The 13,787-nt window shown below is 42.5% G+C and carries 9 protein-coding genes and 1 pseudogene; 9 read left to right on the plus strand and 1 reads right to left on the minus strand.

What is annotated here, in order from left to right:
* Nucleotides 1-216 precede the first annotated feature (216 nt).
* Nucleotides 217-2,316 carry a glutamine synthetase III family protein gene (locus tag I4V44_RS14835; RefSeq protein WP_119251484.1) on the minus strand — a complete coding sequence of 700 codons (2,100 nt, stop codon included), beginning with the start codon at nt 2,314-2,316 and terminating at the stop codon, nt 217-219.
* A gap of 416 nt (nt 2,317-2,732) precedes the next feature.
* Between I4V44_RS14835 and purF the strand changes: the two genes are divergently transcribed.
* The 9 genes and pseudogenes from purF to I4V44_RS14880 form a co-directional block, all read left to right on the plus strand.
* On the plus strand, nt 2,733-4,154 hold the full coding sequence (purF, locus tag I4V44_RS14840) for an amidophosphoribosyltransferase (RefSeq protein ID WP_022381205.1): 1,422 nt from the start codon (nt 2,733-2,735) through the stop codon (nt 4,152-4,154).
* A 269-nt stretch (nt 4,155-4,423) separates the two neighbouring features.
* Entirely contained in the window at nt 4,424-4,651 is a 228-nt protein-coding gene (locus I4V44_RS14845) for an HPr family phosphocarrier protein (RefSeq protein WP_020993699.1), read from the plus strand.
* Between the two features lie 490 nt (nt 4,652-5,141).
* The gene (locus I4V44_RS14850) at nt 5,142-6,749 is read left to right on the plus strand and encodes a CTP synthase (protein WP_118572931.1); all 1,608 of its coding nucleotides are present in this window, start codon (nt 5,142-5,144) and stop codon (nt 6,747-6,749) included.
* Nucleotides 6,750-6,823: 74 nt separating this feature from the next.
* Nucleotides 6,824-11,377 (plus strand): glutamate synthase large subunit, encoded by a 4,554-nt coding sequence (gene gltB / locus I4V44_RS14855; protein WP_196002891.1) that lies wholly within the window; start codon nt 6,824-6,826, stop codon nt 11,375-11,377.
* 16 nt (nt 11,378-11,393) lie between these two features.
* Nucleotides 11,394-12,878, plus strand: coding sequence for a glutamate synthase subunit beta (locus I4V44_RS14860; protein WP_118136701.1), 1,485 nt, complete (start codon nt 11,394-11,396; stop codon nt 12,876-12,878).
* Between the two features lie 155 nt (nt 12,879-13,033).
* Nucleotides 13,034-13,135, plus strand: a pseudogene (locus I4V44_RS18350) (site-specific integrase); the annotation flags it as partial.
* Nucleotides 13,136-13,137: 2 nt separating this feature from the next.
* Nucleotides 13,138-13,371 carry an ATP-binding cassette domain-containing protein gene (locus tag I4V44_RS18605; RefSeq protein ID WP_117846054.1) on the plus strand — a complete coding sequence of 78 codons (234 nt, stop codon included), beginning with the start codon at nt 13,138-13,140 and terminating at the stop codon, nt 13,369-13,371.
* Nucleotides 13,372-13,452: 81 nt separating this feature from the next.
* On the plus strand, nt 13,453-13,665 hold the full coding sequence (locus tag I4V44_RS14875) for a DUF6219 family protein (protein WP_118136703.1): 213 nt from the start codon (nt 13,453-13,455) through the stop codon (nt 13,663-13,665).
* Between the two features lie 3 nt (nt 13,666-13,668).
* Nucleotides 13,669-13,787, plus strand: a 119-nt coding sequence (locus tag I4V44_RS14880; RefSeq protein WP_196002892.1) for a redoxin domain-containing protein, incomplete at its 3' end; no start/stop codon positions are given.

A 13,787-nucleotide genomic window follows, 5' to 3' on the forward strand; every position in this document is an offset into this window, starting at 1 on the left:
CGCGCTTTTGCGAATATAAAATCCATATTTATAGTGTATTGCATAACTGATGTAATAGAAAAGACATTTTGTATGACTGTATGCAATGCAGTTTAAAATCAAAATTATATGTAAAACAGGGGAACATCAAAATATCGTGTGATTAATGGATGAGGAAATCGATAATGAATTATGAAGTAGAGTTCATAAAGATATTCCCCTGTTATTACCTGTTAATTAAACGGAAAACAGAAGCTTGTCATATGTAGGATATGGAAGCAGTGCATCCGGAATCAGAGTTTCTGCTGCATCTACAGACTTTCTGAGTTCATCCATATCAGAAAGAACAACTGTCTGGTATGCTTTTGCATTAGCCAGAGGATCTTCTGTAGCAAGCGCTTTGGCAGTGTCTGCTTTTAAGGTCTCAAGACCTGTGGAAATCTCATCAGCAAGCTGTGACAGCTCTTTGATCAGTTTTCCTTCAGAAGCTGTGCTGACATCTGAAACAACTGATTTTTTAGCAACAGCAGTAGCTGCAACTTTGTCGATATATGCGAATACAGATGGAAGGAAATCCTTCTGTACCATTTCAACCATAGTATTGGACTCAATGTTAAGAATCTTGGAATAGGATTCCAGCCAGATCTCATAACGGGATTCAATTTCTTCTTTTGTGAAGATATGATATTTGGTAAAGAGTTCAATATTTTTGTCTGCAATCCACTGAGGAAGAGCATCCGGTGTGGATTTCAGGTTAAAGAGACCACGTTTTGTAGCTTCTTCGATCCATTCGTCTGTATAACCGTTTCCATTAAAGATAACACGTTTATGATCAATAATTGTCTTCTTGATCAGTTCGTGGATAGCCTCATCCATCTTGTCTTCCGGTACATTCTTTAACTGTTCTGCAAACTGGTGAACGCACTCAGCAACAGCAGTGTTTAAGATAATGTTCGGGTTTGCAACAGAAGCTTCGGAACCAAGCATACGGAATTCAAATTTGTTTCCTGTAAATGCGAATGGTGAAGTACGGTTTCTGTCTGTATTGTCTTTTACAAAATGTGGAAGTACTTTTGCACCGATATCCATCTGGACTGCGCGGCTTCCTGCAAAATATTCGTCATTTTCGATAGATTTTAATACTTCTGTCAGTTCATCGCCGAGGAATACGGATACAACAGCAGGCGGAGCCTCGTTTGCACCAAGACGGTGATCGTTTCCTGCACTTGCTACAGAAATACGAAGTACATCTGCATATTCATCAACTGCTTTGATAACAGCTGTCAGGAAAATCAGGAACTGTGTATTTTCAGCAGGTGTTTTTCCGGGATCAAGGATATTTACACCGGCATCTGTGATCATAGACCAGTTGTTATGTTTACCACTTCCGTTGATTCCCTCAAATGGTTTTTCATGAAGGAGGCATACAAGTCCGTGTTTGTCGGCAACTTTCTTCATTATTTCCATTGTTAACTGGTTGTGGTCAACTGCAACGTTTGTTGTATCGAATACAGGAGCCAGCTCGTGCTGTGCAGGAGCAACTTCATTATGTTTTGTTTTGGCAGGAATACCAAGTTTCCAGAGCTCTACGTCCAGATCGTGCATATAAGCTGCAACACGAGGTTTCAGAGCGCCGAAGTAATGATCTTCCATTTCCTGACCCTTAGGAGCAGGAGCACCAATCAGTGTACGTCCGCAGAATACAAGGTCTTTTCTCTGTTTGTATAATTCCTTGTCTACCAGGAAGTATTCCTGTTCAGGACCTACAGTTGTATTTACGTGTTTGACATCTTTATTTCCTATTATATGGAGAAGATTTGTAGCTTCTTTATCAAGTGTCTGCATGGAACGAAGGAGAGGAGTCTTTTTGTCAAGAGCTTCTCCGCTGTAGGAGCAGAATGCTGTAGGAATGTAAAGAGTTCCGTCTTTGATGAATGCCGGTGATGTCGGATCCCATGCTGTATATCCTCTTGCCTCGAATGTGGCACGAAGACCGCCTGACGGGAAACTGGAAGCATCCGGCTCACCTTTTACAAGTTCCTTACCGGAGAAATCCATGATCACCTGACCATCTCCTGTAGGAGAAATGAAGCTGTCATGTTTCTCTGCAGTTACGTTTGTCATTGGCTGGAACCAGTGAGTATAATGAGTGGCGCCGTTCTCGGTAGCCCATTCTTTCATTGCAACAGCAACGGAGTTGGCAACATCAAGTTCAAGGTGTGTACCGCTCTCGATTGTTTTCTTTAATGCTTTGTACATGTCTTTTGGCAGTTTACTTCTCATTACTTTGTCGTTGAAGACCAGGCTGCCGTACAGTTCAGGGATATTCTGTGCCATATAGGTACTCTCCTTTCGGTTTGCAATATTTTCTGAATATGTGTAGTGCCGCTGCAGATCACCATTGTGACTGCCTGCGGTTTTCGTCTCATAGAAAATTCCTCATCGAACATTTTCTATGAAACGAAAGTTTTATAAAACGAAAAAAGCGCCCTGGATGAGATCTCTGTAGATCTTTCCAAAGCGCCTTTGCTTTATGTGCTGTACTATAAACGAAATGAAAACAGATGTCAAGCACTTTTTTTGAAAAAATTCAGAAAAAATTTTTGAGATATGGCAAAAAAAGGATAGGTTGACAAATTTGTTTCTATTATTATAATTTGATTTTGGAACCCGTCAAACATAAGAAAACAATGTCAGCGGGTTTTGAAAGTAAAGTTAAAGTCAGACAAGAGAATACGATCGGAGGAAATCAGATGGCTGGAATAAAAGAAGAGTGCGGCGTCTTTGGAATTTATGATCTGGATGGCGGCAATGTAGTTCCGTCCATATATTATGGACTGACTTCCCTGCAGCACAGAGGACAGGAATCCTGCGGACTTGCAGTTTCTGATACTAAGGGAGAGCGTGGAAATGTGAAGTTTCATAAGGATCTGGGACTTGTAAGTGAAGTTCTCAGACAGGATGTTGTCCGTAAATATGAGGGAGATATTGGTATTGGTCATGTAAGATATTCCACAACAGGAGCTTCTGTTGCAGAGAATGCACAGCCCCTTGTTTTGTCTTATGTAAAGGGAACTCTTGCACTTGCACATAACGGAAATCTGGTTAATACACCGGAACTGAAATGGGAACTGATCCAGAATGGAGCGATTTTCCATACAACTACAGATTCAGAGGTTATTGCGTTCCATATCGCAAGAGAACGTGTGCATTCTAAAACAGTAGAAGAGGCAGTGCTAAAGACTGCAAAGAAGATCAAAGGTGCATATGGTCTGGTAGTTATGAGCCCGAGAAAACTGATCGCAGTCCGCGACCCATATGGACTGAAACCATTGTGTCTCGGTAAAAGAGGAAATGCTTATGTTATTGCTTCTGAGAGCTGTGCTCTGACATCTGTAAGTGCGGAATTTATCCGTGACATTGAGCCGGGTGAGATTCTTACGATCACAAAAGACGGACTGAAGTCAAATAAAGAGCTTGCGTCTGCTGCTGCAAAACGCGCGCATTGTGTGTTTGAGTATATATATTTTGCAAGACTTGACAGTACCATTGATGGGGTGAAGGTCTATGATGCCAGAATCCGCGGTGGTAAATCTCTTGCCAAGTCGTATCCTGTAGAAGCAGATCTTGTAACAGGTGTACCGGAGTCCGGACTCCCTGCTGCAAAGGGATACTCCGAAGCATCAGGGATCCCGTTTGCATTTGCGTTCTATAAAAACAGCTATATTGGAAGAACATTTATCAAACCGACTCAGGAAGAACGTGAGTCCAGTGTTCATCTGAAACTGAGTGTGCTGGAATCTGTTGTAAAAGATAAGAGGATTGTTCTGGTGGATGATTCTATTGTTCGTGGAACAACCATTGCAAACCTGATCCACATGTTAAAAGAGGCGGGAGCAAAGGAAGTGCACGTACGTATCAGTTCACCGCCATTTTTACATCCATGCTATTTCGGAACGGATGTGCCGTCAAATGATCAGCTCATTGCAGCCAGCCACAGCACAGAGGAAATCTGTAAAATGATCGGAGCAGATTCTCTTGGCTACATGCAGACAGATTATCTGGAAGGAATGGCGGGCGGCCTGCCCTTATGTAAGGCATGCTTCGATGGAAATTATCCGATGGAGATTCCGGATTATACAAATGCGGAGTTTGCAGATATTGTGAAGTGTTAAGTCGCAAAAATTCATAAAAAATGCAGAAACCTGTCGATGATATATGGAATCAATCTCACATAATGGTAAAACCAATATAGGATGAAGTCATACATAATATATAAAATAATGCTGCGAAAACATATATAAACGAACAAAATGCACAATAGAACCCCTGCGCTTTATAAAAATTGGATAAATTTAAAAACTTGACAAATTCTGAAATGTGGAACATAATATGGGCGTCTGATAGAAAAAAACAAAGAATGTTTTCAGAAAGGGTGATCACGATGTCACAGAGTAAAATCAAGTTAAATGCAACTGAAGAGGTGCAGGAATTTGTGAATGCTGCAAGCAGATGTGATTTTGATATTGATGTTTATTACAACAGATTTTTAATTGATGCCAAATCAATCCTTGGTGTACTTAGTCTGGATCTGACCAGAGAACTGACAGTAGACTGCCACGGGGAGAGCCGGGAATTTGATCGTACATTGAAGAAATTTGCAGTTGCATAAATTTTGCATTTTTATAACCGAATAATTATTGCAGAGAAGACGGGTCTGGAAGATGAACTTCTACAGATTCGTTTTTTCTGTATTATGACTGTGTTCAGAGTAATTCCATAAAATATAACTGCTTCATAGTTTATCAGAAGGAACTTATTTGATTGTTACTGTTCACTCCGTTCACAGTAACGTAGCCAAAATTCATTCCAGATTGCCTGCGGCAATGGAATTTTGGCTCGTATGTCTCGGGATAGTGGTGTGTGAACAGTAACATTTGATTTACTTTTGCTTAAAAACGGGAAATTCATTATTGACAAACGAAAAAAAATGTTTTATAGTATAGCATATTTTTAAAGAAAGCCAATTGAACATATTATTATAGAAGATATGATGATCTGACAAAGGCGTCAGATGCAGAATACCAGATGGGTCAAGTGCCCTCTGATAGCTGCATCTGACGCTTTTTTATTAACAAAGGATGATGGAGGAGGAAATCAAAATGGCAGTGAAATACGTATTTGTTACAGGAGGAGTTGTTTCCGGTCTTGGAAAGGGAATCACAGCTGCATCTCTGGGGCGTCTTTTAAAAGCGAGAGGATACCAGGTAACCATGCAGAAGTTTGATCCTTATATCAATATCGACCCCGGAACCATGAACCCGATTCAGCACGGAGAAGTTTTTGTAACAGACGATGGTACAGAGACAGACTTGGATCTGGGACATTATGAGAGATTCATTGATGAGAGTCTTGATAAAAATTCCAATGTGACAACCGGTAAGGTTTACTGGTCTGTTCTTCAGAAAGAACGTCACGGGGATTTCGGCGGGGGTACCGTACAGGTAATTCCTCATATTACAAATGAGATTAAGAGTCGTTTCTACCGCGCCAAATCACCGGAGGAAAACAAGATTGCCATTATCGAGGTGGGAGGAACAGTCGGTGATATTGAAAGCCAACCGTTCCTGGAAGCAATTCGTCAGTTCCAGCTCAATGTGGGACATGACAATGCAATCCTGATCCACGTAACATTAATTCCTTATTTAAAGGCATCTGAAGAACTGAAAACAAAACCTACACAGGCAAGCGTAAAGGAACTTCAGGGAATGGGAATCCAGCCGGATGTACTGGTGTGCAGAAGTGAACATGAGTTGACAGAGGACATTAAAGAAAAAATCGCTTTATTCTGCAACGTACCTGTATCACATGTACTTCAGAACCTGGATGTGGAATATTTATATGAAGCTCCTCTTGCAATGGAAAGAGAGAAGCTTGCAGATGTAGTTCTTTCAAGTCTCCGTCTGGAAAACAGAAAACCGGATTTAAGTGACTGGGAGGAAATGGTAGAAAGTCTGAGAAATCCGAATAAAACAGTAAAGATCGCAATTGTAGGAAAATATACACAGCTTCATGATGCATATCTCAGTGTAGTAGAGGCACTGAAACATGGCGGAATTTCCTGCAGAGCCAAGGTAGAGCTTGACTGGATTGATTCTGAAGAACTGACAGAGAAGAATCTGGATCAGCAGCTTCACAATGTAGATGGTATTCTGGTTCCGGGTGGTTTCGGAAACAGAGGTACAGAAGGAATGATCCTGGCAGCACAGTACGCAAGAGTACATAAGATTCCATATCTTGGAATCTGTCTGGGAATGCAGATGGCAATCGTAGAATTTGCCCGCCATGTACTTGGATACGAAGATGCAAACAGTATTGAACTGAATCCGGAGACAAAGCATCCGGTAATTGCATTAATGCCGGATCAGGAAGATATCGAAGATATCGGTGGAACCTTAAGACTTGGAAGTTATCCATGTATTCTTGCAGAAGGTTCGAAATCCTATGAACTCTTCGGCAAGAAAGAGATTCATGAGCGCCACAGACATCGTTATGAAGTAAACAACGCATTCCGTAAAGAACTTCAGGAGAAGGGAATGAATATTGTAGGAACTTCTCCTGACAACCGAATTGTAGAAATGATCGAGATTGCAGGGCATCCGTTCTATGTAGGAACCCAGGCACATCCTGAATTCAAATCCCGTCCGAACCATGCACATCCTTTATTCAGAGGGTTTATTCAGGCGGCAGTCGATTATAAAGGTAATTAATTACTCAAACACATTCGTGTACTTGAAATAAAAAATAAGCGAAGAACAGCAGAAATAGAAAGGATGAGGAGATTATGAAAGAAGTGAGAGAACAACAGCAACAACAAGGTCTGTACCGGCCTGAATTTGAACATGACAACTGCGGTATCGGAGCAGTTGTCAATATCAAAGGAAAGAAAACCCACGATACTGTTGCAAACGCATTAAAAATCGTAGAACATCTGGAGCACCGTGCAGGTAAAGATGCAGAAGGCAAAACCGGTGATGGTGTAGGTATTCTTCTTCAGATTTCCCATAAATTTTTCAAAAAAGCCTGTAAGAAAGAGGGATTTGAAATTGGCGATGAGAGAGAATACGGTATCGCACAGTTTTTCTTCCCACAGCACGAGATCAAACGTGCACAGGCAAAGAAGATGTTTGAGATCATCCTTGAAAAAGAAGGTCTGGAGCTCCTTGGATGGCGTCAGGTTCCGGTATTTCCGGAAGTGCTTGGACACAAGGCAAGAGAATGTATGCCATGCATTATGCAGGCATTTATCAAAAAGCCGGAAGATGTGGAAAAAGGTCTTCCATTTGACCGTATGCTCTACATTGCAAGACGTGAGTTTGAGCAGAGTAATGATAACACTTACGTAGTTTCCATGAGCAGCCGTACTATCGTTTACAAAGGTATGTTCCTGGTTGGACAGCTTCGTACTTTCTTCGAAGACCTTCAGAACCCGGATTATGAATCTGCAATCGCCATGGTACATTCCCGTTTCAGTACCAACACAAATCCAAGCTGGGAGAGGGCACATCCTAACCGCTTTATGGTACACAACGGTGAGATCAATACTATCCGCGGCAACGCAGATAAGATGCTTGCAAGAGAAGAAAATATGGAATCTCCATATCTGGAGGGACAGCTTCATAAAGTGCTCCCTGTTGTAAACAGAAATGGTTCTGACTCTGCAATGCTTGACAATACACTGGAATTCCTGGTAATGAGTGGCATGGAGCTGCCTCTTGCAGTGATGATCACAATCCCTGAACCATGGGCAAACAATGATACCATTTCACAGGCAAAGCGTGATTTCTACCAGTACTATGCAACTATGATGGAGCCATGGGATGGACCTGCTTCCATTCTTTTCTCAGATGGTGATGTGATGGGTGCAGTTCTTGACAGAAACGGTCTTCGTCCATCCAGATATTATATTACCTCCGATGGTTACATGATCCTTTCCTCAGAAGTGGGTGTTCTGCCGATTCCGGAAGAGAAGATTGTATTAAAAGAGCGTCTTCATCCTGGAAAAATGCTTCTTGTAGATACTGTAAAGGGAAAAGTAATCGATGACAATGAACTGAAAGAGGGATATGCAAAAATGCAGCCATACGGTGAATGGCTGGATAGTCATCTGGTACAGTTAAAAGACATCAAGATTCCTAACGAAAGACCGGAAGAATATACACCTGAGCAGAGAGCACGTCTGCAGAAAGCATTCGGTTATACTTATGAGCAGTACCGTACTTCCATCAGAAACATGGCATTAAACGGAGCAGAGAGCATCGGCGCCATGGGTGTGGATACCCCACTTGCAGTCTTTTCCAAACAGAACAGACCATTATTTGACTACTTCAAACAGCTCTTTGCACAGGTTACCAACCCTCCGATCGATGCAATCCGTGAGGAAATCGTTACCAGCACGAGTGTTTATGTAGGTAAAGACGGAAACCTGCTGGAGCAGAAACCGGAAAACTGTCAGGTATTAAAGATCAATAATCCGATCCTGACAAATACAGACATGATGAAGATTAAGAGCTTCAAACATGAGGGCTTCAAGACAGCGGTTGTTTCTACCTTATACTATAAGAGTACGAAACTGGAGAGAGCGATCGATCGTCTTTTCGTAGAAGTAGATAAAGCATTCCGTGAGGGTGCAAACATCCTCGTTCTTTCAGACAGGGGAGTAGATGAAAACCATATGCCGATTCCGTCACTTCTGGCAGTATCCGCAGTTCATCAGCATCTTGTAAAGACGAAAAAGAGTACCTCCCTTGCAATTATCCTGGAATCCGGAGAACCAAGAGAAGTACATCACTTTGCAACCTTGCTTGGTTATGGTGCAAGTGCCATCAACCCGTACCTTGCCCTTGAGACCATTCATGAACTGATCGACAGCCATATGCTGGAGAAAGACTATTATGCAGCAGTAGATGACTACAATCATGCAGTGATCAGCGGTATTGTAAAGATTGCTTCCAAGATGGGTATTTCCACCATCCAGTCTTATCAGGGATCTCAGATCTTTGAGGCAATCGGTATTTCCTCAGATGTAATCGAGAAATACTTTACTGGTACAGTCAGTCGTGTAGGCGGAATCACTCTGGATGATATTGAAGAGAATGTAGAGAAGCTTCACTCAGAAGCATTTGACCCATTAGGACTTCCTACAGACCTGACTCTGGACAGCGTAGGCGCACACAAGATGAGAAGTCAGGGAGAGGAACATCGTTACAATCCTCAGACTATTCATCTTCTGCAGCAGTCCACATGGACAGGAAGCTACGATCTGTTCAAACAGTATACAGATCTGGTAGATAAAGAAAACCACGGAAACTTAAGAGGACTTCTGGACTTTAAGTTTGCTGAGACTCCGGTTCCCCTTGAAGAAGTGGAGAGCGTAGATGATATCGTAAAACGATTTAAGACAGGTGCCATGTCTTATGGCTCCATTTCACAGGAAGCACATGAGACACTGGCAATCGCCATGAATCACCTCCATGGAAAATCCAATACAGGTGAAGGTGGTGAAAGTGATGAAAGACTGGATTCCGCAGGAAGCAGCGATGACAGATGCTCCGCGATCAAACAGGTTGCCAGCGGACGTTTCGGTGTAACCAGCCGTTACCTTGTATCTGCAAGAGAAATCCAGATCAAGATGGCACAGGGTGCAAAACCGGGTGAAGGCGGACATCTTCCTGCAAAGAAGGTATATCCATGGATTGCCAAAACCCGTCATTCCACACCGGGTGTCAGCCTGATCTCCCCGCCACCGCACCACGATATCTATTCTATCGAGGACCTGGCACAGCTAATCTATGACCTTAAGAACGCAAATAAATATGCAGATATTTCTGTCAAACTGGTATCTGAAGCAGGTGTGGGCACAGTCGCAGCAGGTGTTGCCAAAGCAGGTGCACAGACGATCCTGATCTCAGGTTATGACGGAGGTACAGGTGCAGCTCCAAGAAGTTCTATCCACAATGCAGGACTTCCATGGGAACTGGGACTTGCAGAAACACATCAGACATTGCTTAAAAACGGTCTGAGAAATCGTGTCCGCATTGAGACAGACGGTAAGCTTATGAGTGGCCGTGACGTTGCGATCGCAGCATTGATGGGTGCAGAGGAATTCGGTTTTGCAACAGCTCCTCTCGTAACTATGGGCTGTGTAATGATGCGTGTATGTAATCTGGATACCTGCCCGGTTGGTGTGGCAACACAGAATCCGGAGCTCCGCAAGAGATTTAAAGGAAAACCGGAATATGTCGAGAATTTCATGCGCTTTATCGCACAGGAATTAAGAGAGTATATGTCCAAACTGGGATTCCGTACAGTCAGCGAAATGGTTGGACGTACAGATCTTCTGGTTCAGACAGACAATGTACCAGAACCACATCAGGGTAAAGTAGATTTAAGTGCAATCCTGAACAACCCATTTGCAGGTAAAAATCAGAAAGTTACCTTTGACCCGAAGGCTGTATATAATTTCGAGCTGGAAAAAACCATGGATGAAAAAGTTCTGGTTAAGAAATGTGCAAATGCCATCAATAAAGGCCAGAAAACAGAGTTTTCTGTAAATCTGACAAACATTGACCGTACATTCGGAACCATCCTTGGTGCAGAAATCACCAGAAAGAATAAAAACGGACTTGCAGATGACACTATCACTGTACACTGCAATGGTGCCGGCGGACAGAGCTTCGGCGCATTTATCCCCAAGGGACTTACACTGGAACTGACCGGTGACAGCAATGATTACTTTGGAAAAGGACTTTCCGGTGGTAAACTGATCCTGAAGGTTCCGGAGAAAGCTGCATACAAAGCAGAAGAGAATATTATCGTAGGTAATGTTGCCCTTTACGGTGCAACCAGTGGTACTGCATTTATCAATGGTGTTGCAGGTGAGCGTTTCGCAGTCCGTAACTCCGGTGCATCTGCAGTTGTAGAAGGTGTAGGAGAACATGGCTGTGAATATATGACAGGCGGCCGCGTAGTCGTACTTGGTAAGACTGGCAAGAACTTTGCAGCAGGTATGAGCGGCGGTATCGCATATGTACTGGATGTGGATAATGTTCTTTACAAGAACCTGAACAAAGCCATGATTTCCATCGAAAAAGTGGAAAACAAATATGACAGAAAAGAACTTCGCGACCTGATTGAAGCTCATGTAGAAGCAACAGGTTCCAAACTCGGTGCGAAAGTTCTGGCTGACTTTGATTATTATCTGCCGCACTTTAAGAAACTCATTCCGAATGAGTACAAGAAGATGATTACTTTAAGTGCAAAACTGGAAGAAAAAGGTCTGAACAGTCAGCAGGCACAGATGGAAGCGTTCTACGAAAGTATTGGCGCCAAGCATTGAGAGAGGAGAGGAAATCATGGGAAAACCTACGGGATTTTTAGAGTATAAAAGAGAGACGGCAAAGGTTCTGCCGCCAAAGGTCCGCATTGCAAATTTCAAAGAATTCAGGACCCCGTTAAATAAAGAAAAACAGAAACTTCAGGGTGCACGCTGCATGGCATGCGGTGTCCCATTCTGCCAGTCGGGTATGATGATCGGCGGTATGGCATCCGGTTGCCCTCTGCACAACCTTGTACCTGAGACAAATGATCTGGTTTATACAGGCAACTGGAAACAGGCATTCTTAAGACTGAGCAAGACACACAGCTTTCCGGAATTTACTTCACGTGTCTGCCCTGCACTCTGCGAAGCAGCCTGCACCTGTAATATAAACGGAGAACCGGTGTCCACCAAAGAAAACGAACGTGCGATTATTGAGACAGCCTATGAGAACGGATGGGTAACTCCGCAGATTCCAGAAGTACGCACAGGCAAATCTATTGCAGTCATCGGAAGCGGTCCCTCCGGACTGGCAGCAGCCCAGCAGTTAAACAGACGAGGCCACAGTGTAACTGTATTTGAAAGAAAAGACCGTGTAGGCGGACTTCTCCGCTACGGTATCCCTAACATGAAGCTGGACAAAGCTGTTGTTGACAGAAGAATCCATCTTATGGAAGAAGAGGGAGTTAAATTCGTTACAAATGTAAACGTAGGAAAGGAGATCAAAGCAGAAGAACTTCTGAAACAGTTCGACCGCGTCATCCTTGCCTGCGGAGCATCCAATCCACGAGACATCAAAGTTCCGGGAAGGGATGCAAAAGGAATCTATTTCGCAGTAGATTTCCTGGGACAGGTAACAAAAGCGCTGTTGGATTCTGACTTTGCCAAAGTTCCATATGAACTTGCAAAAGGTAAAAATGTTCTGGTCATCGGTGGTGGTGATACAGGAAATGACTGTGTGGGAACTTCCATCCGCCTGGGTGCCAAATCTGTGATCCAGTTAGAGATGATGCCGAAGCCGCCTGTAGAAAGAACACCATCCAACCCATGGCCACAGTGGCCGAGAGTCCTCAAAACAGACTATGGACAGGAAGAAGCAATCGCTGTATTCGGACATGATCCACGAGTATACCAGACTACTGTTACAGAATTTATCAAAGATAAAAACGGCAATGTCTGCCAGGCCAAACTCACGAAATTAAAGAGTGAAAAAGATCCGAAAACAGGACGAATGATGATGGTACCGGTAGAAGGTACTGAAGAAGTCATCCCTGTAGATGTAGTTCTCATCGCAGCCGGATTCCTTGGCAGTGAGAAATATGTAACAGACGCATTTAAGGTAGCCATTAACGGAAGAACCAATGTAGATACAAAACCAGACCAGTATCAGACCTCCGTAGACAAAGTCTTCACAGCAGGAGACATGCACAGAGGCCAGTCGCTGGTAGTATGGGCAATCCGTGAAGGCAGGGAAGCTGCAAAGGCGGTAGATGAATCACTGATGGGATATTCCTATCTGTAAAAATAAGATAAAATATGACAAAGGTGCTATTGCCTGACGGAAAAGGACGTCAGGCAGTGGCACCTTTTTTTTGAAGTGATTTTCTGGTGTTTCGGGTATTACAATAATTGTAGTTTAGTTTAAATAAACAAAAATACTTAGTAAACCCAGCGTAGTCCTATCAGCGATTATACGGCGAAGATGTGATTACCACACCGAAAACAAAGAAAAGTAATCGTATGATCAAAATGCCGAAGTTCCTCTGTGAAGAAATGCAGTAATATTTGCAGATGCTTTACGGATTGGAAATACTTGTATTTATGGACTTGTTGGAAGAAATGGAGCTGGAAAGACTACCCTTTTGAATATACTTTCGAATTATGACAAAAATTATACGGGAGTAATTTCTATCGATGGAGAAAAAATGAACAAGGTTGATTATCTTGATATGCCGGTTGCCTATGCAATGGATCAACCAATTTTTTTCACCCATGATATTCTGAAAAATTTATAGGAATGCGCTATTATCAAATTGACATAGGAATGTGGTAGAGTATAATTACAATTGAATACACTGAAAAAATGGAGGAATTATATGAAAGCACATAAATATTGGTCAGTTGGAGCATTAATTACAATGTTTGGGACTTATTACACTGGATATAAAAAGCTAAAATCAAGTCATAAATACTTTGCTTTAAGTTCTATGTTATGTATGGTAATGGCGATATATACGGGTCATAAAATGATTACCGGGAATAGGAAGAAAAAGGCGAATAAAGAGAAAGATACAGAAAGGGAGGGATAAATAATGTTGGAAGTAGGAATTAAGGCACCTGATTTTGAGTTGCCCGATCAAAATGGGAAAATACATAGATTATCGGATTATACAGGAAAAAAAGTGATTTTATATTTCTATCCCAAGGATAA

Origin of the sequence: Blautia sp. 1001283B150304_161114_C9, assembly GCF_015668165.1 — a bacterium.
GTDB classification, from domain to species: domain Bacteria; phylum Bacillota; class Clostridia; order Lachnospirales; family Lachnospiraceae; genus Blautia_A; species Blautia_A wexlerae.